This window comes from Nonomuraea insulae, from assembly GCF_042656245.1.
On record NZ_JBHSPA010000063.1, the window covers coordinates 48,516 to 72,260 of the forward strand.

The 23,745-nt window shown below is 69.5% G+C and carries 20 protein-coding genes and 1 pseudogene; 4 read left to right on the forward strand and 17 right to left on the reverse strand.

The window, feature by feature from the left end; all coding sequences use genetic code 11:
• Nucleotides 1–101: 101 nt before the first annotated feature.
• From ACFPZ3_RS46605 to ACFPZ3_RS46630, 6 genes are read right to left on the reverse strand one after another with little or no spacing between them, the layout of a single operon-like run.
• Nucleotides 102–1,496, reverse strand: a complete 1,395-nt coding sequence (locus ACFPZ3_RS46605; RefSeq protein WP_379520841.1) for an NAD(P)/FAD-dependent oxidoreductase — start codon at nucleotides 1,494–1,496, stop codon at nucleotides 102–104.
• Nucleotides 1,497–1,544: 48 nt separating this feature from the next.
• Nucleotides 1,545–2,333 (reverse strand): ABC transporter permease, encoded by a 789-nt coding sequence (locus tag ACFPZ3_RS46610; RefSeq protein ID WP_379520842.1) that lies wholly within the window; start codon nucleotides 2,331–2,333, stop codon nucleotides 1,545–1,547.
• Nucleotides 2,330–3,181 carry an ABC transporter permease gene (locus tag ACFPZ3_RS46615; protein WP_379520843.1) on the reverse strand — a complete coding sequence of 284 codons (852 nt, stop codon included), beginning with the start codon at nucleotides 3,179–3,181 and terminating at the stop codon, nucleotides 2,330–2,332. Before ACFPZ3_RS46615 ends, ACFPZ3_RS46610 begins: the two co-directional genes overlap by 4 nt.
• A gap of 2 nt (nucleotides 3,182–3,183) precedes the next feature.
• On the reverse strand, nucleotides 3,184–4,398 hold the full coding sequence (locus ACFPZ3_RS46620) for a polyamine ABC transporter substrate-binding protein (protein ID WP_379520844.1): 1,215 nt from the start codon (nucleotides 4,396–4,398) through the stop codon (nucleotides 3,184–3,186).
• 9 nt (nucleotides 4,399–4,407) lie between these two features.
• Nucleotides 4,408–5,556 (reverse strand): ABC transporter ATP-binding protein, encoded by a 1,149-nt coding sequence (locus ACFPZ3_RS46625; protein WP_379520845.1) that lies wholly within the window; start codon nucleotides 5,554–5,556, stop codon nucleotides 4,408–4,410.
• A gap of 18 nt (nucleotides 5,557–5,574) precedes the next feature.
• Nucleotides 5,575–7,017 carry a gamma-aminobutyraldehyde dehydrogenase gene (locus ACFPZ3_RS46630; RefSeq protein ID WP_379520887.1) on the reverse strand — a complete coding sequence of 481 codons (1,443 nt, stop codon included), beginning with the start codon at nucleotides 7,015–7,017 and terminating at the stop codon, nucleotides 5,575–5,577.
• A gap of 196 nt (nucleotides 7,018–7,213) precedes the next feature.
• Here ACFPZ3_RS46630 and ACFPZ3_RS46635 point away from each other — a divergent pair, with 196 nt between their 5' ends.
• On the forward strand, nucleotides 7,214–7,705 hold the full coding sequence (locus tag ACFPZ3_RS46635) for an Lrp/AsnC family transcriptional regulator (protein WP_379520846.1): 492 nt from the start codon (nucleotides 7,214–7,216) through the stop codon (nucleotides 7,703–7,705).
• A 29-nt stretch (nucleotides 7,706–7,734) separates the two neighbouring features.
• Here the strand turns inward: ACFPZ3_RS46635 and ACFPZ3_RS46640 are convergent, their stop codons facing one another.
• Entirely contained in the window at nucleotides 7,735–9,249 is a 1,515-nt protein-coding gene (locus tag ACFPZ3_RS46640; RefSeq protein ID WP_379520847.1) for a purine-cytosine permease family protein, read from the reverse strand.
• The gene (gene speB, locus ACFPZ3_RS46645; protein WP_379520848.1) at nucleotides 9,246–10,181 is read right to left on the reverse strand and encodes an agmatinase; all 936 of its coding nucleotides are present in this window, start codon (nucleotides 10,179–10,181) and stop codon (nucleotides 9,246–9,248) included. The genes ACFPZ3_RS46640 and speB overlap by 4 nt, the downstream gene beginning before the upstream one ends.
• A 69-nt stretch (nucleotides 10,182–10,250) precedes the next feature.
• Here speB and ACFPZ3_RS46650 point away from each other — a divergent pair, with 69 nt between their 5' ends.
• Nucleotides 10,251–11,738: a PucR family transcriptional regulator gene (locus ACFPZ3_RS46650; RefSeq protein ID WP_379520849.1), complete on the forward strand. Its 1,488-nt coding sequence runs from the start codon at nucleotides 10,251–10,253 to the stop codon at nucleotides 11,736–11,738.
• Nucleotides 11,739–11,782: 44 nt separating this feature from the next.
• Here ACFPZ3_RS46650 and ACFPZ3_RS46655 read toward each other — a convergent pair whose 3' ends face one another.
• The 9 genes from ACFPZ3_RS46655 to ACFPZ3_RS46695 are packed head-to-tail and all read right to left on the reverse strand — an operon-like array spanning nucleotide 11,783 to nucleotide 22,453.
• Nucleotides 11,783–12,466, reverse strand: coding sequence for a hypothetical protein (locus ACFPZ3_RS46655; RefSeq protein WP_379520850.1), 684 nt, complete (start codon nucleotides 12,464–12,466; stop codon nucleotides 11,783–11,785).
• Entirely contained in the window at nucleotides 12,430–15,159 is a 2,730-nt protein-coding gene (locus tag ACFPZ3_RS46660) for a glycoside hydrolase family 38 N-terminal domain-containing protein (RefSeq protein ID WP_379520851.1), read from the reverse strand. Before ACFPZ3_RS46660 ends, ACFPZ3_RS46655 begins: the two co-directional genes overlap by 37 nt.
• Nucleotides 15,156–16,235, reverse strand: coding sequence for a Gfo/Idh/MocA family protein (locus ACFPZ3_RS46665; protein ID WP_379520852.1), 1,080 nt, complete (start codon nucleotides 16,233–16,235; stop codon nucleotides 15,156–15,158). The genes ACFPZ3_RS46660 and ACFPZ3_RS46665 overlap by 4 nt, the downstream gene beginning before the upstream one ends.
• Nucleotides 16,232–17,125, reverse strand: a complete 894-nt coding sequence (locus tag ACFPZ3_RS46670) for a TIM barrel protein (RefSeq protein WP_379520853.1) — start codon at nucleotides 17,123–17,125, stop codon at nucleotides 16,232–16,234. Before ACFPZ3_RS46670 ends, ACFPZ3_RS46665 begins: the two co-directional genes overlap by 4 nt.
• Nucleotides 17,116–18,288, reverse strand: coding sequence for a CehA/McbA family metallohydrolase (locus tag ACFPZ3_RS46675; RefSeq protein WP_379520854.1), 1,173 nt, complete (start codon nucleotides 18,286–18,288; stop codon nucleotides 17,116–17,118). Before ACFPZ3_RS46675 ends, ACFPZ3_RS46670 begins: the two co-directional genes overlap by 10 nt.
• The gene (locus ACFPZ3_RS46680; RefSeq protein ID WP_379520855.1) at nucleotides 18,285–19,349 is read right to left on the reverse strand and encodes an ABC transporter ATP-binding protein; all 1,065 of its coding nucleotides are present in this window, start codon (nucleotides 19,347–19,349) and stop codon (nucleotides 18,285–18,287) included. Before ACFPZ3_RS46680 ends, ACFPZ3_RS46675 begins: the two co-directional genes overlap by 4 nt.
• A complete protein-coding gene (locus ACFPZ3_RS46685; protein ID WP_379520856.1) occupies nucleotides 19,349–20,167 on the reverse strand; it encodes a carbohydrate ABC transporter permease in 819 nt (272 codons plus the stop codon). The genes ACFPZ3_RS46680 and ACFPZ3_RS46685 overlap by 1 nt, the downstream gene beginning before the upstream one ends.
• Nucleotides 20,164–21,099, reverse strand: coding sequence for a carbohydrate ABC transporter permease (locus ACFPZ3_RS46690; RefSeq protein ID WP_379520857.1), 936 nt, complete (start codon nucleotides 21,097–21,099; stop codon nucleotides 20,164–20,166). Before ACFPZ3_RS46690 ends, ACFPZ3_RS46685 begins: the two co-directional genes overlap by 4 nt.
• Nucleotides 21,074–22,453: an extracellular solute-binding protein gene (locus tag ACFPZ3_RS46695; protein WP_379520858.1), complete on the reverse strand. Its 1,380-nt coding sequence runs from the start codon at nucleotides 22,451–22,453 to the stop codon at nucleotides 21,074–21,076. Before ACFPZ3_RS46695 ends, ACFPZ3_RS46690 begins: the two co-directional genes overlap by 26 nt.
• Before the next feature lie 157 nt (nucleotides 22,454–22,610).
• On the opposite strand from ACFPZ3_RS46695, the gene iolC reads away from it, so the two are divergent.
• A complete protein-coding gene (gene iolC / locus ACFPZ3_RS46700) occupies nucleotides 22,611–23,555 on the forward strand; it encodes a 5-dehydro-2-deoxygluconokinase (RefSeq protein ID WP_465263588.1) in 945 nt (314 codons plus the stop codon).
• Nucleotides 23,552–23,745, forward strand: a pseudogene (locus ACFPZ3_RS46705) (deoxyribose-phosphate aldolase); the annotation flags it as partial. The gene iolC and the pseudogene ACFPZ3_RS46705, both read left to right, overlap by 4 nt.

Consider the following 23,745-nt stretch of genomic DNA (forward strand, 5'->3'; position numbering starts at 1 on the left):
ACGACAAGCCCCAGAACAGCAGCCACGCGCCCTCCGGCACCCGCAGGTCCCCGGCCAGCGTGAGACCGTCCGCGACGAACTCGACTCTCATGGGCACCAGGCTACGAGTCGAACCCCAGCCCCATCCGGTCGAGGGCGCGCAACCACAGGTTGCGCTTGCCCTGATGCTGGTCGGCCTGGGCGATCGACCACCGGGTGAACTGGATCACTCCCGAGCGCACCGGCTCGGGCGGGAACGGCATCGGCTTCTCCTTCACCATGCGCAACCGGGTCCGCTCGGTGGACTCGCCCGACAGCAGGTCGAGCATGACGTTCGCACCGAACCTCGTGGCCCCGACGCCCATGCCGGTGTAGCCGGCCGCGTAGACCAGCCGGCCGCCGTGCGCCTGACCGTAGAAGGCGCTGAACCGGCTGCAGGTGTCGATCACACCGCCCCACCGGTGGGTGAAGCGCACCCCGGAGAGCTGCGGGAAGGTGTCGTAGAAGTGCCCGGCGAGCTTGACGAACGTCTCGTCGCGCTGGTCGTACTCCGGTCTGACCAGGCCGCCGTTGTAGTAGACGGCGTCGTAGCCGCCCCACAGGATCCGGTGGTCGTCGGTCAGCCGGTAGTAGTGGAACTGGTTGCCCGAGTCGCCCACGCCCTGCCGGTGACGCCAGCCCACCGAGGCGAGCTGGTCGCCGGTCAGCGGCTCGGTCATGAGCGCGTAGTCGTACACCGGGACCACGAAGTGCTTGAGACGGCGCAGCAGCGGCGGGAACACGCCGGTGCCGAGCGCCACGTGGCGGGCGCCCACCGCGCCGTGCGGCGTGCGCAGGGTGATCGTCGTGCCGTCGTCGTCGAGGGAGCGGACGGGGCTGCGCTCGTGGACGCGTACACCGAGACTCAGGCACGCCTCGCGCAGGCCCCACGCCAGCCGCGCCGGGTCGAGCATGGCGCAACCGCTGCGCTCCCAGAGCCCCGCCAGGTAGGTCGGCGAGTCCACCTCGGCGCGCACCTGCTCCCGATCCAGCGGCAGGTAGTCCAGCCCCAGCTCGGAGATGAGGCCGAGGTGCTCGTTCAGGCTCTCGACCTGCCACGGCTCGGTGGCCACGTGCAACTCGCCGGTGCGCTCGAACGAGCAGTCCACGCCGTAGCGCTCCAGCGTGCGCTCGATCTCGTCGACGTTCGCCACGCCCATGCGTTCGAGCCGGTCGATCTCCTCCGGCCACCGCTCCAGCCCGTTGGCCAGGCCGTGGGTGAGCGTCGCCATGCAGAACCCGCCGTTGCGACCGGTGGCCGCCCAGCCGATCCTGCGGCCTTCGAGCAGGACGACGTCGAGCGCGGGGTCGCGTTCCTTGGCCATCAGGGCCGTCCACAAGCCGGAGAAGCCCCCTCCGACGACGACCAGGTCGGCGGTGGTGCTCCCGGAGAGCCTCGGTCGCGCCTCGGGCCTGGCCGGGCTGTCCAGCCAGTACGGCTTGCGCTCCGCGTCAGCAAGCGCCTTCAGCGGATCCACACATCCCACTTCCCCACGTGAGTCGATCGGGTAACCGGATGAATGCTCTCAGCCACGGCGCCGCGCCGCGACCGCATTGGCGATCGCGATCAGCACCCCGATGCAGAAGATCAGCGTACCCATCACGTTGACCTGCGGCGGGATGCCCGTCTTCACCGCGCCGACGATCCACAGCGGGAAGGTGACGGTCTCGGAGCCGTTGACGAAGCTCGTCACCACGTAGTCGTCGATGGACAGCGCGAACGACAACATCGCGCCCGCCAGCACACCCGGCATGATCGACGGCAGCGTCACCTGCCGGAACGTGCCCCAGGCCGTCGCCCCCAGGTCCTTGGCCGCCTCCTCCAGCGCCGGGTCCAGTGTGACGACCCTGGCCCGCACCGTGACCACCACGAACGACAACGAGAACAGCACGTGGGCGACGATGATCGTTCTTGCGTCGCGGGGCACGTTGCCGGAGACGAACAACGACAACAACGACGCGCCCATGACCAGTTCGGGCGTGGAGATGGCGGCGAAGACCAGGAAGTTCGTCACGCCCTTCCCGCGGAAACGGTACCGGCCGAGCGCCAGTCCCAGCATGGTCCCGATGACGACCGTGATCACGGTGCTGATCAGGGCGATCCTCAACGAGTTCCACAGCGCCACGGTCAGGTCGGAGATGTCGAAGAGCTCGGTGTACCAGCGGAGGGTGAAGCCCTGCCAGGAGGTGTTCGACTTGCTCTTCTTGTCGTTGAACCCGAACAGGATCATCACGGCGATCGGCGACGACAGCCAGACGATGATCACCCACGTGTAGATGTGCAGGAGGCGGTCGCCCAGCCTCGTGCCCCTCATCGGGCCGCCGCCTCGAGCACGTTCTCGGTGCCGAGCGCCCGCGCGTAGACGAAGATGCCCACCAGCAGCACCGCCATCAGCGTGAACGACAGCGCCGAGGCGGTCGGGTAGTCGAGGTTCGTCAGGTACGCGGTCTGGATGATGTTGCCGATCATCGTGTTCGACGTGCCGCCCAGGATCGCCGCGTTGATCGGGTCGGCCGTGGCGGGCACGAACGTCATCAGCACCCCGGCGAACACCCCGGGCAGCGACAGCGGCAGCACCACCCGGCGGAAGGCCGCCGCCCGCGTCGCGTACAGGTCCTGGGCCGCCTCCACCACGCGCGGGTCCACCCGCTCCAGCGCCACGTAGATCGGCAGGATCATGAACGGCAGGAAGTTGTACGTCAGCCCGCCGACCACGGCGAACGTCGTGGCCAGCACGTGGAAGTCGGCCGGCAGCAGCCCCCAGTCCTTCAGCGTGCCGAACAGGATGCCGTTGTCCGACAGCAGGAAGTTCCACGAGATCGTGCGCAGCACGAACGAGACGAAGAACGGCAGCAGGAGCAGGAAGAGGTAGACGGACTTGCGGGAGCCGCCCTTGAAGGCGATCCAGTACGCCACCGGATAGCCGATCACGAGCATGGCCACCGTCGCGAGCCCGCCGTAGAGCAGCGACCGGACGAGCTGCGTGCTGTAGCGGCCGATCGCGTCACTGTAGTTGGAGACGCTGAACGTCATGGCGAAACCGTCGATCGCGTTGCCGGTCTGCAGCGACACCGACGCCATCGCGACCATGGGCACGACCAGGAAGATAGCCAGCCACATCCAGCTCGGCAGCGCCAGCAGGTAGGGGGTGAGCCGCCTCATCGCTACGCCTGGGTGATGGACTGGAAGATCGGGTTGAACACCTGCTCCTGCTGGGTGGTGAGCTTGGTGTAGGTGCGCAGCTTGGCGTAGTCGGCCTCGGTGGGGAACATGAGCGGGCTGTCGACCATGTCCTCAAGGGTCTTCTTGCTCTCGCCCTTGGCCGTCTTGGCCTTCTCCCGCAGCAGGTCCTGCACGGCCGGGACGGGGGTCACGTACTGGATGTACTCGTCCAGCTCGGCGGAGATGGCCGGCTGGTAGAGGTAGTCCATCAGCATGAGGGCGTCCAGGGGGTTGGCCGCGCCCTTGGGGATGAGCATGTTGTCGGTCCAGATCGTGCCGCCCTCGGCGGGCACCACGAACTTGACGGGCTCGCCGGCGAGCTGCCGCTGGAACACATCGCCCGACCAGGCCATGCTCAGCCAGATGTCGCCCTTGGACACGGCATCGATATACGACTGATCATAATATTTCCGTACAATTCCGGCTTCGCGTTGTGCCTTGAGCTTCTCCCCGGCCTTCTTCCAGTCCGCCTCGGTGGACTTCTCCGGGTCGATGCCCAGCGCGAACATGCCGAAGTTCCCGATCTCCTGCGCGTCGGCCATCATCCCGACCCGTCCCTTGAACTTCGGGTCGAACAACGACTCGATGCTGGTGATCTCGTCCTTGACGTAGTCGGTGTTGTACGCGATGCCGGTCACGCCGGAGGTGTAGGGAACCGTGTACTTGTTCCCGGGATCGTAGGACCGCTCCCGATACTTCTCCCCGGCGTTGGCCTGGAAGTTCGGCAGCTTGGAGTGGTCGAGCGCCACCGCGTAGCCCAGCTCGATCATGTGCTGGAGCTGGATGCCGTTGGTCATGACGACGATGTCGTAGCCCAGCGGCTGCCCGGCGCGCAGCACGGGGTCGGCCTTGCCGAAGAACTCGGCGTTCTCCTGGATGACCTCTTTGTACTCGTAGGAGATGCCGGTGTCCTTCTTGAACTTCTCCAGCGGCCCCTTGTCCTCCGGCATGTACTCGGGCCAGTTGGCGAAGACGACCTTGCCGTGCTTGCTCTGCTTGGACCAGAAGTCCGCGACGGCGTCGGCCTTGGGGGGCGCCGCCTTCTGCCCCTGCACGCCACAGGCGGCCAGGGCGAGGCCGGCGGCGGAGAACCCGGCCAGCCTGAAGACGTCACGACGGGTACGGGGCTGCGTCATTCCACGCGTGAGGGGGTTCATGGGGAGATGTCAACTTCCAATCACGTACGAGTGCTGCGCCTGCCACGACAACCACACGGAGTCGCCCCGCTCCGCCGTCGCCGTCGCGTCAACCGCATTCTGCTGAAAGACAGTGATGGTCGTTCCGCCGCGAGCGGCGGAACGACCATCACTGTGGTGCTGTGTCTGATCGGCGCCCTCGCTACGCTCGGTCGCGCCGGCCCCGTCAGCGAGACTCACCGTGTAACTGTTGTAGGTGCCCAGGTAGACGACCTCGGCCACGGTCCCGCGTACGGCGCTCAGTCCCTGCGCGGGCTCGTCGGTGCCTATCGTGATCTTCTCCGGCCGCACGGTGACCGTGACGTCGCCGTCGTGCCCCGGCACCAGCACCCGGCCGCCCCCGCCGAGCCGCAGCTCGCCGCCGGTCGCGGCGCCGGCGAGCAGGTTGGAGGTGCCGATGAAGCCGGCCACGAACACCGTCGCGGGCCGCTCGTAGAGCTCGCGCGGCCCGGCGAGCTGCTCGACCAGGCCGTCGTTCATGACGGCGATCCGGTCGCTCATGGTCAGCGCCTCGTTCTGGTCGTGTGTGACGTACACGAACGTGATGCCGACCTCGCGCTGGATGCGCTTGAGCTCGATCTGCATGGCCTGGCGCAGCTTGAGGTCGAGCGCGCCGAGCGGCTCGTCGAGCAGGAGCGCGCGCGGCCGGTTGACCAGGGCCCTGGCCAGGGCCACGCGCTGCTGCTGGCCGCCGGACAACTCCCGCGGCATCCGCTTCTCCCGCCCGGTGAGATCGACGATCTCCAGCATCTCGCCGACCCGCCGCCGGACCTCCTCCTGCGGCGTCCTGCGCTGCTTGAGGCCGAAGGCCACGTTGTCCCAGACGCTCATGTGCGGGAAGAGCGCGTAGGACTGGAAGACCATGTTGACGTCGCGCCTGTTCGGCGGAACGTTCGTGACGTCCTGGCCGCGCAGGCGCACCAGGCCCTTCGTGGGCGCCTCGAACCCGGCGACCATCCGCATGGTGGTGGTCTTGCCGCAACCGGACGGGCCGAGGAGGGAGAAGAACTCCCCCTCGGCGACGTCCAGTGTCACGCCTTTGACCGCCTGGACGACCTCGCCATGCGAGTGATACTCCTTGACGACGTCCTCAAGCTCAATCGCACTCAGCCCGGTCATATCCAGGACTTTTCCTTCTTATTCGCCGATGTAGTGCATGACGTGCTTGACCCTGGTGTAGTCGTGCAGACCGAACACCGACAGGTCCTTGCCGTACCCGGAATGCTTGAAGCCGCCGTGCGGCATCTCCGAGACGAACGGGATGTGGGTGTTGACCCACACCACGCCGAAGTCGAGCCGGTTCGACATGCGCATGGCGCGGCCGTGGTCGGAGGTCCACACCGAGCCGCTCAGGCCGTACCTGACGTCGTTGGCCTTGGCCAGCGCGTCGGCCTCGTCGCTGAACGTCTGGACGGTGATCACGGGCCCGAAGACCTCGTTCTGCACCATTTCGTCGTCCTGCTTGAGCCCGTCGACGATGGTCGGGGCGAAGAAGTAGCCCTTGTCGCCGACGCGGTGGCCGCCGGTGAGCACCTTGGCGTGCGCCGGGACGCGCTCGATGAAGCCCTGGACCTTGGCGAGCTGGTTCTCGTTGTTGAGCGGCCCGTAGAGCGCTTCCTCGTTGCCCAGGTCGCCGGTGACCGTCCCGGCCGCGGCCTCGGTGAGCGCGGCCACGAACTCGTCGTGCACGCTCTCGTGGACGAGCACCCGGCAGGCGGCCGTGCAGTCCTGGCCGGCGTTGTACAGGCCCGCGACGGCAATGTCGGCGGCGGCCTTGCCGAGGTCCTTGACGTCCTCGAACACCACGACCGGCGCCTTGCCGCCGAGCTCCAGGTGCACGCGCTTGAGGTCGTCGGCGGCGCTCTTGGCCACCGACATGCCCGCGCCGACCGAGCCGGTGATCGCCACCATGGCGGCGGTCGGGTGGCTCACGACCAGGGCGCCGGTCTCGCGGTCGCCGGTGACGACGTTGAAGACGCCCGGAGGCAGCACGTCGCCGAGGATCTCGGCGAGCTTGAGCGTGGAGACGGGAGTGGTGTCGGACGGCTTCAGCACGATCGTGTTGCCGGCCGCCAGCGCGGGAGCGATCTTCCAGACCGCCATCATCATCGGGTAGTTCCACGGCGTGACCTGACCGACGACGCCGATCGGCTCGTGCCTGATGACGCTGGTGTGCTCGGCCAGGAACTCACCGGCCGTCGGGCCCTCCAGCGTGCGCGCCGCGCCCGCGAAGAAGCGGAAGTGGTCGGCGGCGATCGGCGTCTCGTCCTCGGCCATGCGGGCGCGGGGCTTACCGGTGTTGCGGCACTCGGCCTCGTTGATCTCATCGGCCCGCGCGTCGATCGCGTCGGCCACCTTGAGCAGCAGGTTGGCCCGCTCACCCGGCGTGGTCGTGCCCCACGACTCGAACGCGGCGGCCGCGGCGGCGAAGGCGGCGTCGATATCCTCCTGTCCCGACACGGGGGCCTGGACATAGGCCTCGCCCGTGCAGGGATCGATGATGTCGGAGAATCGGCCGCTCCTGGCGTCCGCGAACTCGCCGTTCACGTAGTTCTGCAGACGGGTGGTCGTCAAGGTGATGACCTCCTCGTGAGGTGGCTGAGATGCCGCGACTCTGACAGAGCAATGGCATCCGGACAAGGGATTTCGTGGTGAAGATATCAAATTGCTACGAATTCGCTTGACAGACCGCTAGGAACTGACAACATGTCGCAGCAGGACGGCAACCCGGCGGGAACGCCCCCGTAATGCCGGACCGGTAGGAGGAACCCTCTCGATGACCACGCCGCCGCGCGTACGCAGAAACCATTCAAGCGCCGGCCCCGTAGTGCTCGACGACCTGTCCAAGCAGATCATCGAGCAGCTGCAGAGCGACGGGCGCATGCCTTACGCGGCGATCGGGAAAGCCGTCGGCCTCTCGGAAGCGGCGGTGCGCCAGCGGGTCCAGAGGTTGCAGGACACCGGGGTCATGCAGATCGTCGCCGTCACCGACCCTCTCACGCTGGGCTTCCCCCGGCAGGCCATGATCGGCGTCAACTGCGAGGGCGATCTGGAGTCGGTGGCCGACGAGCTGGCGGCGATCGATGAGATCGACTACGTGGTGCTCACCGCCGGCTCGTTCGACGTGATCGTGGAGGTGGTCTGCGAGGGTGACGGGCACCTGCTGGAGATCCTCAGCAAGATCCGCGCCATCCCCGCCGTGCGTGCGACGGAGTCGTTCGTCTACCTGAAGCTCCGCAAGCAGACCTACTCCTGGGGCACCCGCTAACCTCACTCCGCGAGCTCCCGCCCTTCGCCTCATGTGACCGGTTCGGTGGCGGCGTCGACGATGGGCAGGATCTGGGTGTCGGCCGAGCGGACCAGGCGGGGCCCGTCGGGGCCGTAGACCTCGCGTGGCTCCGGGAAGGCGGTGAGCAGCGCCAGGTAGAGCAGCCCGGCCACGGCGAGGCCGACCGGCAGGGAGATGTCCACCTCGCTGGCCAGGTGACCGAACGGGCCGACGAACTGGCCGGGCAGGTTGACGAAGGTCAGGGCCAGGGCGGCGGAGACCAGCCAGGCGGTCACGCCACGCCAGTTCCAGCCGTGGGTGAACCAGTAGCGGCCGCCGCGCTGGCGCCGGTTGAAGACCTGCAGGGCCTCCGGGTCGTACCAGCCGCGGCGCGTCAGGTAGCCGAGCATCATGATGACCATCCAGGGCGCCGTACACGTGATGATCAGGGTGGCGAACGTCGAAATACTCTGGGTGAGGTTCGCGGCGAACCGGCCGACGAAGATGAACACGATCGACAGGACTCCGATGAAGATCGTGGCCTGGACCCGGGAGAAGCGCGGGAAGACGCTGGAGAAGTCGAGGCCGGTGCCGTACAGCGAGGTGGTGCCGGTGGACATGCCGCCGATCAGGGCGATGAGGCAGACGGGGACGAAATACCAGCCGGGCGAGATGGCCAGCAGCCCGCCGACGTAGTTGGGGGCGGCCGGGTCCACGTACTCCGCGGCCTTGGCGGCGATGATCGAGGCGGTGGCCAGGCCGAAGAAGAACGGCAGGATGGTGGCGAGCTGCGCCAGGAACGCCGCCGCCAGCACCCGGCCGCGCGGGGTGCTCGCCGGGATGTAGCGGGACCAGTCGCCCAGGAAGGCGCCGAACGAGACCGGGTTCGACAACACGATCAGCGCCGCGCCGATGAACGAGGGCCAGAACAGCGGGTCACCGGATGAGAGCGTGCCGGGGTAGGAGGGGTCGAAGTCGCCGGCGAAGGCGAACACTCCCAGGACGAACAGCACGGACGCCGCCGCGACCGCGATCTTGTTGACGAACAGCATGAAGCGGAAGCCGTACACGCAGACCACGAGCACGAGGACGGCGAAGAACGCGTACGCCACGCCGTACGAGAGGTCGGTGTCCGGCAGCCCGGCGAACCGGTGAGCGCCGCCCACCAGCGCGTCCCCCGACGACCACACCGAGATCGAGAAGAACGCGATCGCGGTCAGCAACGACAGGAACGAGCCCACGACGCGCCCGTGCACGCCCAGGTGCGCCGAGGAGGATACCGCGTTGTTGGTCCCGTTGAGCGGCCCGAACAACGACAGCGGCGCCAGGATCAGCGCCCCCACCACCAGGCCGAGCACGGTGGCGGCCAGCCCGTCCCAGAACGACAGCCCGAACAGGATGGGAAAGGCCCCGAGCACGCAGGTCGCGAACGTGTTCGCGCCCCCGAACTCGAGCCTGAACAGATCCACGGGGCGAGCGGTACGCCCGGCGTCGGGGATGCGCTCGACCCCATAGGTCTCGATCTCGGTGATGGAGCCGCTCATCTCCACTCCTTCTGAACCGCCATCAGGCTGACGAGGTCGTAGGCCACGTGGGAGGCGGCGATCGAGGTGATCTCCGCGTGGTCGTAGGCCGGGGCCACCTCGACCACGTCCGCCCCGACCAGGTTCGCGCCGGCCAGGCCGCGCAGGATCTCCAGCAGTTCCCTGCTCGTCATCCCGCCCGCCTCGGGGGTGCCGGTGCCGGGGGCGTGGGCGGGGTCGAGCACGTCGATGTCGACGGAGACGTACAGGGGCCGGTCGCCGACCCGCTGCCGCAGCAGGTCGATCACCTCGTCCAGCCCGCGCCGCAGCACATCGGCCGCCGTCACGATGCCGAACCCGAGCCGCCGGTCGTCCGTCAGATCCTTCCTGTCGTAGAGGGACCCCCGGATGCCGACGTGGCTGAGCGCCTCCGTGTCGAGGATCCCCTCCTCGACGGCCCTCCTGAACGGCGTCCCGTGCGTGTACGCGGCCCCGAAGTAAGTGTCCCACGTGTCCAGATGCGCATCGAAATGCACCAGCGCGACGGGCCCGTGCTTCCTGGCCGCCGACCGGAGCAGCGGCAGCGCGATCGTGTGGTCGCCACCGATGGTGACGAGCCTGGCGTCCAGCTCGTCGGCCGCCCCCTCGATCGTCTCGATGGCCGCGCCGATGTCGAAGGGATTGGCCGCGATGTCACCGGCGTCCGCGACCTGCACCCGCTCGAACGGGGCGACGTCCAGCCCCGGATGGTACGGCCGCAACAACCGCGACGCCTCCCTGACCGCGGCGGGCCCGAACCTGGCGCCCGGCCGGTAGGAGACGCCGGCGTCGAAGGGCACCCCCACGATCGCCACGTCGGCATGCCCGACCTGGTCGAGGCGGGGCAGACGGGCGAAGGTGGCGGGCCCGGCGAAGCGCGGGACCTTGCTGGAGTCGACAGGTCCTGTGGTCATGCGGTCAGTGTTGGTCATGGCGCTGACCAGCGGCAATTGTGGTCATCACGAAGTATTACGGTGTGTGTTGTGCCCAGCCACAACCCGGCTACCGAGGACAGACCGCCCCGGCTGACGGTCGAGGACCTCCTCCGCTCCCCGGCCCTCCAGCTACGCCTGCTGGCGGGCGAGTCCGGCTTATCACGCTCGGTCTCGTGGGCCCACGTGAGCGAACTGGACGACCCCACGCCGTGGCTCCTCGGCTCGGAGGTCATCATGACCACCGGCATCGGCGTCCCCCGGGGCGCGGCGAGGCAGCGCGTCTACCTGGAACGCCTGGACGACGCCGGCGTCTCGGCCCTGGCCCTGTCGGCCCAGCTCCACGTTCCGCCCCTGCACCCGGCCTTCTTCGAGACCGCGGAGGAGCGCGGGATGCCGGTGCTGGAGGTGCCGCTGGCGGTCCCGTTCATCGCGATCTCCCAGGAGGTGGCGGCGGCGCTCCAGGACGACGCCGGCCATCGCCTCGGCGCCCAGCTCCAGGTCTTCGGCGCGCTGCGCTGGCTGGCCGCGGAGGACCTGGACACGGCCACGCTCTTCCAGCGCCTGGAACGCCTGTCGGGATACGACGTCTACCTCTCGACCCGCCACGGCCGCCCCCTCCTGCCCGGCGTCCCGGTGCCGCCCCTCGCCGTGCTCCCCACCCAGCCCGACGCCCCGCCCACGATCCCGGGCGGCTTCGTCGTCCCGGTCCCGGCCCCCGGCGGCCCCGCCGGCTACCTCGTGGCCCTGGAACGCGAGGCCGCCCGACCGGCGGGCCTGGCCGTGGTCCAGCACATCGCCACGGTCGCGGCCCTGCGGGTGGCCATGGCCAGGCACGAACGCGAGACCCTCCGGCGGGAGGGCGCGGAGACGCTGGCCGAACTCCTCCAGGCTCTCCTCGACCCGCCGGCCGCCCGCCGCCGCCTGGCCCGCCTCGGCCTGCCCACGGACGCGGACGCGATCCTGCTGGTCGTCCGCGACGCCCCCGATGACACCCTCCGCCGCGCCATGGACGATCTTCCGCACCTGATGCTGAGACGCGGCAATGACCACTACGTCCTGGGCCCCTCCGAGCTGGGACCGGCAATCGCCACCGTCCCGGGCGCCGCGACCGGCGCCAGCCGCCCGTTCGCCCCCGGGGAGTCGCTGCGGGTCGCTGAACGAGAGGCCGTCTGGGCCGTCTCCCATGCCGCCGAGTCGGGCAAGCCCCTGGTCCACTACGGGGAGGACACAACAGGCCGCTGGCTACCTGACGATCCGGCGACGCTCTCAGCTCTGGTGGATCACGTGCTGGGCGAGGTGCTGGCCTACGACGAGGTACACGCCTCGCGGTTGCTGACGTCCGTACAGGTGTGGATGGAACGCAACCGCCACATGGAGGACGCCGCGTCCGCCCTCCACATCCACCCCAACACGCTGGCCTACCGCCTGCGCAGATTCGCCACACTCACGGGACGGGACCTGTCGTCCAGCGCCGCGTTCGCCGAAGTCTGGCTGGCCATCAGAGCAGCCCGCCAACTCGGCCTCCTCGGCCCTTAGAACGCGAGGCCCTTCCTCCGGCAACGACCGACGCCGCTGAACGCTCAGTCGAACAACTCCTCCACCGACTGGACCTTGATGGCCCGCTGGAGCCAGACATCCAGGAGGGACTGCTCCCGGCAGTCCATGATCCGCTTCCGGACTTCCTCGGACACTGCCAGTCCACGCACGTCGAGGATCTTCAGCACGGACCGCGCCTCTCCCTCTACCCTGCCCTCAGCCAGGAGACTCTCGGAGTACTCGCCCTGGTACGGATACTTCATCGTCTGCATGCCTCGGTTCCATTCTGCCTGCGCGTCACCTTCCAGTGACAGGTTGATGTAACGAGCGTATCGGTAGGCGAGGCTTTCATCGATGTGTTTCATCGCCTCCTGAACCGCCGCAGCGATCTCCTTGAATCTCGGATGTTCGCTCTGCGTGACAGCCGAGATGGCCGCCAGCACGATATTGCTCCTGGCCTGACCGACGTCCGTGATGACCGGGGTGTTTCCCCTGTGGATGGCCAGCACTTTCAATATCAGCCCAGGATGGCCGGTGTAAATCTCCTGCTGCGCCCACCGGGCCACTTCGGTGTTGGGGCAGATGACGACCAGACAGGCCGGGCATTTCTCGCGAGCCCGGAAATTCGCGATGTATTCCAGCCACGAATAGAGCTTCTCAGCGTCCGGCGAACGCGCGTTCGATTCATTACCTAGAGTTGACGAAACTGGATGGTCGCGATTTCCCACGCGCCCAGGGGCAACCGCACCGCGCCATCGCTGACCGGCACCGACTCCCCCGGGCGGCCACGCAGGTCCGCATGCCGGGCTTGCAGCAGGTTGCCGGAAATGACGGCTTCCGTGGCGGACGGGGTCAGGGCGACGACGCGGAGTTCCTTCCACCCGTCGCGGTCTCGGAGCGAGGTCATCGCCACGCCCTCCCCTGTCACCGACACCCCGGCCGCGGGCGAGGGCAGCGGAAGGGCAGGGTCCCCCAGCCCGGGCACCACCAGCAGGTCGTGGCGGAAGACCTCCGCCTGAGGCACCACCTCGCCCCAATCCCCCTGGTACGGCATCAGCGCCAGGTTCACCGACCGCAGCCCGCGCGACTGGGCGGCGGGAGTCGGCAACTGGGGCCCGGCCGGTTCCGGGCGCAGGGCGTTGCGGTTGCGGGAGAGGTAGCCGACGGAACGCAGCAGCGTCAGGGCCAGCTCCCCGTCCACCACCTCGTACTCCGTCACATGCTCCAGCAACGCCGCCACCCCGCCGGCGGCCACCCAGGAGGAGGCCGGGAAGGTGGGCAGCGGGGTCTCGCCGCAGCCGCCCTCCGAGGTCAGAGCCCGGGTGACGACGGCGAACTGCCCTTCCGCGTACGACTCCACGGCCTGCGAGGGCAGTGGGACGTGCAGGCGTACCCGGTGATCGTCGCACCGGTTGTCGAACTCGACCCGCAGCCGCACGAACGGCTCGCCCGCCCGCAGCTCGACCCGGGTGGTGACGGTGATCTCCTCCATCCGGGAGGTGCGCGTCATGGCGGGCAGCTCGGGAGCGCCGTCGACGGTCTCACCCGACGCGGGCCAGAGGTAGGTGCGCCGCACGTCCACCATCGCGACCACCGGCCCCGAGCAGATCAGCTCGGAGGAGAGGAGTTCCGGCTCCGAGACCATCAGGTCGGCGAGCGGCGGCGCGTGGTTGTAGGTGTCGCCCACGTCGCCGCGGTCCACGACGCGCCCGGCGCCCGTGACCGTGGTGCCGTCGCGGCCCACCAGCGTCAGCGTGCCGTCCCGCGCGATCGTGACCCGCAGCAGCCCGTTGTCCAGCACCTCCTCGTCGCCGCGCACCGGCAGCGGCGCCGAGTCAGAGCCCAGCCAGCAGGACGGGTGGTGCTCGCCGGGCGGGAGGCGATCGGCGCCGGCCCACACCTGCTCGCGGGAGGCCGGGCGGATGCTCGTGTGCCCGAGGGGCGGGGTCTCCACCAGGGCGGCCACCGTGCGGCGGGGTTCGGCGAGTATGCGCACGCGGGTCACGCCGTCGAGGGCGCCGCGCAGGTCGTCCACGTCGAAACCCGCCGACGGCTCCCGCGCCACGGTGAACGTCAGCGTCCCGTCCCCGATCGACCAGTCCGTGATGTGCTGCCCGTACAGCTCGGTGCCGTGGATGAAGGTCAGCGCCGTGGCCGGGTCCATCTCCTCGTCGAGCAGCAGCGTGGGCGCGTACTCCAGGTTCTGCGCGGGCACCGGCTCGCCCCACGGGTCCACCAGCGAGTCCGTTCCCGCGACGTCCACGATCACGACGCCGCGCCGCCCGGACGGGGTGGGGTTGACGACGAGCACGCCGTCCGACGGCACGGTCCGCGCCAGGCGGGCGGTCACCATGTCGCGCACGGCCTGCCCGAGGTGCTCGGCCTCGGCGATGCGGGCGGCAACCTGCTGGGCGGTTTCGTCCACGCCGCACCCGGTGACGGAGTCGTGCCCGCTGGCGTCCACCAGCCGCCACCACGCCATGTCGAGGAAGCGGCCAGGCCATTCCTCGCCCCAGAGGGCGGCCAGCGGCTCGGCGTAGCGTTCCACCATGCGTTCGGCGCGGCCCATGGCCTGCTTGACGTGGGCGCGGACCGAGATGACGCCGGGCAGGACGTTGGCTCGCGCGTGGGAGCGCAACTCGCCGTGCACCTGCGGCAGCCCGTCCACAGCACCCGGATGGGCGCCGATGTATCCGGACAGGGTGTCCATGCGGGCGCCGATCGCCGTCACCATCTCCGGCAGCCCGCGTACGGGCGCGGAGTGGTCGGTGCCGTACATCGCCAGCAGCGAGCCCTCGGGCCCGTGCCACTCCCGCATCGTCCTGACGAACGCCGCCGCCCGTTCCTCCAGCCCCTCCGCCTCGGAGAACAGATGCGCCCCGTTCCCATAACCACCGGCGGGCAGGTACTGCGTGCGCAGCGCCGTGCCGTCGGGCGCCACCCAGGCGAAGGCGTCGGTGACGACGGAGGACGGCACACCACGGTAGACGCAGGCGTGCAGCAGCCCCGCCTTGCGCAGGATCTGCGGCATCTGAGCCGTGTGCCCGAACATATCCGGCAGGTACCCGACAGGCATGGCCCCGCCGAGCTTGTCCGCTCTGGACATGCCCAGCTCCAGGTTGCGCACGATGTTCTCGCCCGAGCACAGGAACTCGTCGAGCAGGATCTGCCACGGCCCCACCGCCAGGCGCCCCGACTCCACCAGCGCCGCCACCCGGTCGCGGTTCTCGGGGCGCACCTCCAGGTAGTCGTCGACGCAGGCGAGTTGCCCGTCGAGGGTGAAGTGGTAGGCGGGCTCGCGTTCCATGGTGTCGAGGACCTCGTCGAGCAGCGCCACGAGGCGCAGCCTGAACCGCTGGAAGGGTTCGTACCACTCCCTGTCCCAGTGCGTGTGCGGTACGACCACGATCTCCTGGCTCACGCCGCTTCCCCTCCAATGGGCAGCTCATGCTGTACGGCGTAGCGCGCCGCGATCCGCTGCGCCGTGACGATGTCCTCCAGCCCGCCGCCCACGTCGGTGAGCGGCGGCTTGCCATCGTTCACGTAAGCATGAAAGGCCGCCAGTTGTACCTCGAACGCCTCGGTCACCTCCCGCCAGTGCGTACGGCTCTCGGCGTCGGAGACGACGGTGAGCGTGGTGGGGGCGTTCATCAGGTAGGGCGAGGGGAAGAGGAGTTCGAGCGAGCCCCGGTCGTGGTGGATCGTCACGGTCTCGCGGTAGGCGGGGTAGTCCTCCAGGTAGTGCCAGCGCAGGGAGAACCGGCCCCGGACGGGCAGGGGCCCGGAGATCTCGATGGAGCCGGGCGCCGCGCCCCACGTCTCGACGTACGAGATCTCGTTGGGGGAGCCGGTGAAGCGCCTCAAGAGCGACAGATCATGGCATATCGACCCCAGCGACACCCCGTACAGGCTCCGCACCGCCTCCGGAGCCGCCTCCCCCAGCGCCCGCGACACCAGTTCGTTCTCCGCCGAGCGCAACGAGGCCAGCAGCCCGGGGTCCACGTCCCGCGCCTGCGTCAGGTTCGCGAAGGCGAGCTGCGACTCCCCGCTCGGATGCAGCACGGTCACCTCGACCGCCCTGATCACCTCGGGACCGCCCAGCCCGGCCAGCACCTCCTCGGCCCGGCGCACGGCCGGGTCGTACTGCTTCATGTAGCCGACCATCAGCCGCCCCTCGGGCAGCGCCGCCACCTCGGCCCTGGTCAGCGCGAGCGGCTTCTCGCAGAGCACGGCGTAGCCGCCGGCCAGCGCCTGCCGCACCGTCTCTCCGTGGGAGCCGGAGGCCAGCACGACCACGGCCTCGAAACCCCCGGCGGCCAGCATCTCCGCCACGGAGGTGTACCGCCCGGCGGCGCCCAGCCGATCACCCACGGCGTCCGCGAGCGCGGGCGACAGGTCGCACACGGCGCTCACCTCGAACAGGTCGCGCCGCCTGGACAGCAGCGGCACGTAGACCGCCTGGGTGACGGCCCCGCAACCCACAAGCGCGATTCTCAAAGCCCCAAGTCCTTCAGCTTCCGGCGGTTGGCCGCCTGGTCGGCGATGTTCTGGGCGACGGTGCGCCGCCCCGGCAGGGTGTCCTGCTCGATGATGATCCAGCCGGCGTAGTCGATCTCGTCCAGCGCGCGCACCACGGCGGGCAGGTCCAGCTCGCCCTCGCCGAGCAGGGCGAACCCGCCACGGCCCATCAGCTCGCGCAGGTCCACGCCGTCGGCCAGGGCCTGGGCGAGGATCTTCGTGTCGCCGTCCTTGATGTGCACGTGCCCGACCCGGCCCGCCCACGAGCGCAGGCACTCGACCGGGTCTCCCCCGGCCAGCAGCAGGTGGCCGGTGTCCAGGCAGAGCTCCACGTCGGTCAGCTCCAGCAGCCGCTCGACGTCCTCCGGGGTCTCGACGTAGGTGCCCAGGTGGTGGTGGAAGGCGGGCTCGAACCCGCGCTCGCGGCACCGCTCGGCGGTCTCCTGAATACGGGCGGCGTACGCGGGCCACTCCGCCGCCGGCAGCCCTGGAGCGCTCCCGCCGGGCCGGGCGAACCGCTCCGGCGTGCCGGGACCGGCGATCGTGGGCCGGGGCGCCAGATCACCGGCGGGCGCGGCGGCGAACACGTCGAGCGCGGCCTCCAGCGCGGGCAGCCCCTTCCTGTACTCCTCCGCGTCGTCGTAGCGCAGGTCCACCCAGCCGCCGGCCAGCAGCAGCCCGGCCCCGGACAACCGGTCGGCCAGCTCGGAGCCGGTGCCCAGGTAGCCGATCGGCCCGGAGTCGATGCCCTCGTAGCCGGCCTCGGACAACGCGCGGACCATCTCGTCGGCGCTCAGCGGCGGCGGCGCGTCGCTGAGCTCGAAGACGCCGAAGCTGACGGGGGCGTTGGCGATTTTCCTCACGCGCATAGGGCGATCACCTCGTTCTCATACGTTTCCAACCGATGCGGTCCGTCGATCGCCGGGAGCAGCACCCGATCGCCGCGGACGACCTGCCGCGAGCCGTCGGGGCGTACCAGCACCAGGCCGCCGGCGTCCAGTGCGAGCAGTTCGTCGCCCAGCCTGACCAGCAGCGGCCCGTCTGGCCCTGTGGAGACGGCGGTGCGCCCGGCCCGCACGCCGTCCAGCACCGCGTCCACGTCTTCGGCCAGCACCCAGGTCGTGGGCCCGCCGGGCAGGCCGTCGGATCCGTGCCGGTGGAAGTCGCTGCCGCCGATCGCGATCACGTCGTCACGCCAGGCGTCGGCCCAGGCCAGCGGCGCGCCCCAGCGGCGGTCCCACCAGCCGGAGCTCCACACCTCGGCCACCCGGGGGCGGCGGCTGATCGGCAACAACCAGGCGCAGTCGCCGCCGAGCGGGTGGTTGATCGAGATCAGCCCGCCCTCGCGCTCGGCGTGCTCCACCCAGGAGTCGGCGGGTTTCCTGAAGTCCACCCAGCCGACCTCGCCGAACACGTTCGCGTGGCCGCGGTCGGTGGTGACCTCCTGACCGGGGATCAGTGTGATGTCCCGGCCGATCTTGTCCAGCCAGGGATGGTGGCTGACCGTGTTGTGGTCGGTGACGGCCAGGAAGTCGAGGCCGCGCCCGTGGGCGAGCTCCGCCAGCTCGGCGATCGTCAGGCTGCCGTCGCTGTGCACGGTGTGGGCGTGGAAGTCGCCGGCGAACCACCGCAGGCCGTCGATGTCGGGAATGTCCCGACGGGGCGGGCGCTCGCCGTGCGGCGGCTCCTCCGCGACCGGCTCGGGCACGCTCTCGAACGAGACGTCCAGCGTGTAGTCCAGGCCCTGCGACGGGATCCGGTGCAGGCGCAGCCACACGTGCCAGGTCCCGGCCTCCGGCTCGCCCGGCAGGTAACCGGGGGTGGCCCAGTCGCGAGTGATCGTGTACTCGTCACGCGCGCCCCCCGACCAGCCACGGAAGCCGTCCGGGGAGCCGCACCCGAGGTCGATCACGCCCTGCGACCTGTCATAGGAAAGCTTCACGGAGACGGCGGCGGCCCCCGCGGGCACCTCGAACGGCACCTCCCGCAGCATCCGCTCCAGCCGGTCGTCCAGACTCCAGTGGCCCCTCACACCAGCTCCCCGTCCCGGTAGACCAGCGCCCGGTCGCGCCGGGGCACGGCGTGGCCCTCGTCACCGACCGCCGGCTCGCTGCCCTCCGGCACCACGGCCTGCACGCTCACGTCGTTGACGTCGAGAGTCACCAGGTGGGACGCGCCCAGGTTCTCCACGATGACCACCTTCCCGCCCAGCGCGCCCTGCGCGGGCTCGGCCGAGTAGGTCATGTACTCGGGCCGCACGCCGTACACGATCTTCTCGGTGTCGGACAGCAGTCCCTGCGCGCTGTCCGGGACCGCGACCTCGCACCCTGCCACCTCCAGCGTGTCACCTCGTACGGAACCGTCCAGCAGATTCATCGGCGTGGACCCGATGAACCCCGCGACGAACGTGTTCGCCGGCCGCTGGAAAACCTCGGCCGGCGTGCCGATCTGCCGGATGTGCCCCGCCTCCATGACCGCCATCCGGTCGGCCATGGCCAGCGCCTCGGCCTGGTCGTGGGTGACGAAGACGGTGGTGACACCCAGCTCACGCTGGAGCTTCTTGAGGAACGTGCGCGCCTCCAGCCGCAGCCGCGCGTCCAGGTTGGACAGCGGCTCGTCGAACAGGAACGCCTGCGCCTGCGTGGCCATCACCCTGGCCAGCGCCACCCGCTGCTGCTGCCCGCCCGACAGCTGCCCCGGCCGCCGGTCCATGAGGTGGTCGAGCCCGAGCCGGGCCGCCACCTCGGCGGCCTTGTCGCGGCGCGCCCCCTTGGGGACCTTCTTGATCCGCAGCGGATAGGCGATGTTGTCCGTGACGTCCATGTGCGGGAACAACGCGTAGTCCTGGAACACCATCGCCACGTCCCGCCCGCCCGGCTGCGTCCCCGTCACGTTCCGCCCGCCGATGATCACGGACCCGCCCGTGGCGCTCTCCAGCCCGGCGATCGTGCGCAGCAACGTCGTCTTGCCGCAGCCCGAGGGCCCGAGCAGGGCGAAGAACTCGCCGTCGGGAACGGCCAGGTCGAGCGCGTCGAGCGCTTTCACCCCGCCGGGGTAGACCTTGGTCAGCCCGCGTAGTTCGATGGCGGCCATTAACGCTTGATCCCTCCGTGGAAGCGGAAGCCGTACTTCTTGCTGACGAACAGGTACATGAGCACCACCGGAATGGAGTACAGCAGCCCGAACGTGGACAACATGCTGAGGTTGGCCTGGCCACCCTCGGTGTACAGCGTGTACGTGATCACCGCCGCCGGCTGTTTCTCCACGTCGCTCAGCAACAGGTACGGCATCAGGAAGTTCCCCCACACGTTGGCCACGGCCCACACGGCGATGGTCGCCAGCCCCGGCCGTACCAGGGGGACGACCACGTGCCGCACGATCTGCAGCGGCGTGGCCCCGAAGACCCGCGCCGACTCCTCGTACGACTTCGGCGTGGCGTCCATGAAGTCCTTCAGCATGAAGATCGCCGCCGGCAGCAGCCCGCCGGTCAGGATGAGGATCAGCCCGAGTTGCGAGTCGATGAGGTTCAGCTCCACCGCGAGCTGGAACAGCGGCACCATCGCCGCCGTCCCCGTGATGATCGACGACAGCAGCAGTAACGCGTACAACAACGCGTCGCGCCCCGGCAGCCGCACCCGGCTCAGCGCGTATGCGGCCAGCGCCGCCAGGACGACCACCAGCACGGCGGTCCCCGCGGCCAGGATGACCGAGTTCCACAGCGACGGCAACGCGTACGGGTGCTCCAGCACCGCCAGGAAGTTGTCCAGGGTGAAGTCGGGCACCGACACCTCATACGTGGGGTCGGAGGTGAACGGCGCGGTCACCAGCCACAGCAGCGGGATCGTGAAGAAGGCCAGCAGCACCGCGACCAGCGTGTAGAACCCGATCCGGCCCAGGACGAAACGCGTCATTTCTTGCTCCGCAGCAGCCGCAGGTAGAACACCGCCACGACCAGGTTGATCAGCAGGATGATCGTGGAGACGGCGGCGCCGTAGCCGAGTTCGCCGCTCTGCAGGGCCACCTTGTACACGTGCACGGCCAGCACCTCGGACTTGCCGTCGGGGCCGCCCGCGGTGAGCAGGAACGGGGTGAAGTCGTTGAACGTCCACAGGCTGATGAGCAGCAGGTTCGTCAGGATGTGGCCCCTGATGTGCGGGAAGACCACGTCCCTGAGCTGCTGCCAGCCGGAGGCGCCGGCCAGGCGGGCGCTCTCCAGGTGGGAGGGGGGCACGTTGCCGAGGGCGGCACCGTACAACATCATCGAGAACGCGGTGCCGCGCCACGTGTTGAACACGATGATCGACAACATCGGGTGGTCGAGCAGCGGGGCGAAGCCCGGCAGGCCGAGCAGCGCGTTGAGCGTGCCGCCGTCGCGGTCGAGCAGCGCCACCCACAGGAACGACACGATCGCGCTCGGCAGGATCCACGCCAGGATGACCAGGCCCTCGACCAGCCGCTTCACCACGCCCCGCCGCTCGCGCAGCAGCCAGGCGATGGTGAAGCCGAGCCCGACCTGCCCGATGACGGCCGAGCCCAGCACGAACTGCACGGTCAGCCACGTCGAGTCCCAGAACGTCGGGTTGGAGACCGCGTCGAACAGGTTGTCCAGCCCGACGAACCGGGGCTCCGCGGCGGCGGCCCCGGTCAGGCGGTAGTTCGTGAGCCCCAGGTAGAGCACCCAGAGCGCGGGGAAGACGAGGAAGACGGCGATGAGCAGCAGGGCGGGGGCCATGAAGGCCCCGGCCCGCGCCTTGCCCAGGCCCGCCGCGTCCGAGCTGTAACGGGCTTCGGCCCGGACCTCAGGAGCCTCAGGAGCTTCAGGAGGCGATATTGCCTGCGCCACCGACGATTCCCTCAAGCTTCTTCTGGTAGTCGGCCGCCGCCTGGTCGGGCGCCGTGCCGCCGACGACCGCGGCCGTGGCCTCCTGCAACGCCACCGACACCTGCGGATAGACCGCGACCGGCGGCCGGTAGGCCGTCAGCGGCAGCACCTTCTCCGAGATGAACGTCAGCAGCGGCTCACCGGCGAGGATCTCCTTGTTGACGTCGGTGCGCGGGGTGATGCGCACGTTGCCGTCCTTGGTCTCCTCCTTCAGCGCCTCCGGCGAGAGGGTGAAGGCCAGCAGCTCGAAGGCCTCCTTCGGATGCTTGCTGTTCGGGTTCACCGTCCGCAGGGCGCCGCCGGACATGCTGATGAAGTCCTGCCCGCGCAGGCCCTTGCCGGGCTCGATGGCGGGGATCATGGCGTACCCGACGGTCTGGTCGCGGTCGTCCATCTTGGCCACGCCCTCCTTGGGGTTGACCACGCCGCGCCAGAAGTAGTCGCCCTCCAGCAGGATGCCGATCTTGCCCTCGGCGAACTGCTGGAACGACTTGTCGCGCCCCTTGGCCTCCTGCTGGAGCTTGGGGTCGCCGAGGCCGCCGCCGTAGATCTTCTGGTAGAGGCCGAGCGCGTCCTTCATCGGCTGGGAGGCGCCGCTCCACTTGCCGTCCTTCTGCACCTCGCCGCCCGCGCCCGCGAGCAGCGGCAGCACGCCCTGCATCGAGGTGGCCTCGCCCATCGCGGTGCCGGCGTTGATCTGGATCGGCACGGGCACGCCCGAGGACTTGAGCTTCGTCCCGGCGTCGAGGATCTCCTGCCAGCTCTTGGGCTGCCAGTCGGCCGGCAGCCCGGCCTTGGCGAACAACGTCTTGTTGAAGTAGAGCACCCGGCCGTCGGTGCCGATCGGCAGCGCGTACTTCTTGCCGTTGAACTCCGCCATGCCCTGCACGGCCTCGGGGATCTGCGACCAGCCGTCCCAGCTCTCGGCCTCGGGTCCGACCAGCTCCGACAGCGGCTTGACGTAACCGGCCTCGGCGAACTCGCCGGCCCAGATGCTGTCGATGTCGATCACGTCCGCGCCCTTGCCCGATTTGAGGTCGAGGGAGAGCTTGGTCTTGTACTGCTCGTCGTCCACACCGCTGGGTACGAACTTGACCGTGACGTCCTTGCCCTTCGCCTTCTGGGCCTCCTCGAACTTGGGTACCACCCAGTCCGAGAGCCACTTCGCGGCCGCGGCGTTCTTGCCGCCGGCGATGGCGTTCTGGGTGATCGTCAGCTCGACGGTGTCACCGCCCCCGCCGGACGACTGGCCGCACGCGGTCAGGCTCAGACCGGCCACGGCGACGACCGCGACCACACGTTTCCGCAATGCCATGCAAACCCTCCGACGTGTCCTGAAAAGGAGGCAGCCTTGGGCCAATATGTCATGACATGCATATGACGTAAAGGCTTGGCCGGAATTCGCAACATAGCGGACATCTGGATGTCATGACAATATGCCATAGTGTCGAAGGTAAGCTCCGTCTCTGGAGGTGCTGTTGTACGACCTGATCACGATCGGCCGCTCCGGCGTCGACGTCTATCCCCTGCAGACCGGGGTCGGCCTGGCCGACGTCGAGACCTTCGGCAAGTTCCTCGGCGGCAGCCCGACCAACGTCGCCGTCGCCTCTGCGCGCCACGGGCTGCGCCCCGCCGTGATCACCGGTGTGGGGGCCGACCCGTTCGGAGACTACGTGCGCCGGGCGATCCGCGGGTTCGGCGTGGACGACACCTTTGTGAGCACCATCGAGGGCCGGCCCACACCCGTCACGTTCTGCGAGATCTTCCCTCCCGACCACTTCCCGATCTACTTCTACCGCGGTGACCGCCCGCCCGACCTGCAGATCACCCCGGACATGCTGGACCTCGCGGCGATCGCCGAGACCGGCCTGTTCTGGTTCTCGCTGACCGGGCTGAGCCAGGAGCCGAGCGCAGCCGCCCACGCCGCCGCGCTGTCGGCGCGCACGTCCGGGTGGACGGTGTTCGACCTCGACTACCGGCCGACGTTGTGGGAGTCGCGCGAGGCGGCCCACGAGGCGGCCCGCCGCACGTTGCCGCACGTGAACGTGGCCGTGGGCAACCAGGAGGAGGTCGAGGTGGCCGTCGGCGTGCGCGATCCGGAGGCCGCCGCGCAGGCGCTGCTGGACGCCGGTGTAGGAGTGGCGATCGTGAAGATGGGCCCCGACGGAGTTTTCGCGCGTACCTCTGAGGAGAGCGCGTTGGTGGAGCCCATGGAGGTCGAGGTGGTCAACGGGATCGGCGCGGGAGACGCGTTCGGCGGCGCCATCTGCCTCGGGCTGCTGCGCGGCTGGCCGCTGGAGCGCACGCTGCGTTTCGCCAACGCGGCCGGCGCCTACGTGGCGGCCCGTCTGGCCTGCGCCGACGCCATGCCGACCACCGCCGAGGTGGAGGCTCTGCTGAACGGGGCGCGCACTTGAGCGACACGACGTTGTCCAGGGCGGCCGACTACGGGCGGCTCACCCACATCCGCGCCTCCAGGCCGGAGGAGATCGCCGAGGCCGCGGCCCGCCGGGTGCGGCGCGGCCTGCCCGGCGAGGGTGAACGCCTGCTGATCATCGCCGCCGACCATGCGGCCCGCGGCGCCCTGGGCGTGCGCGACCGGCCGTT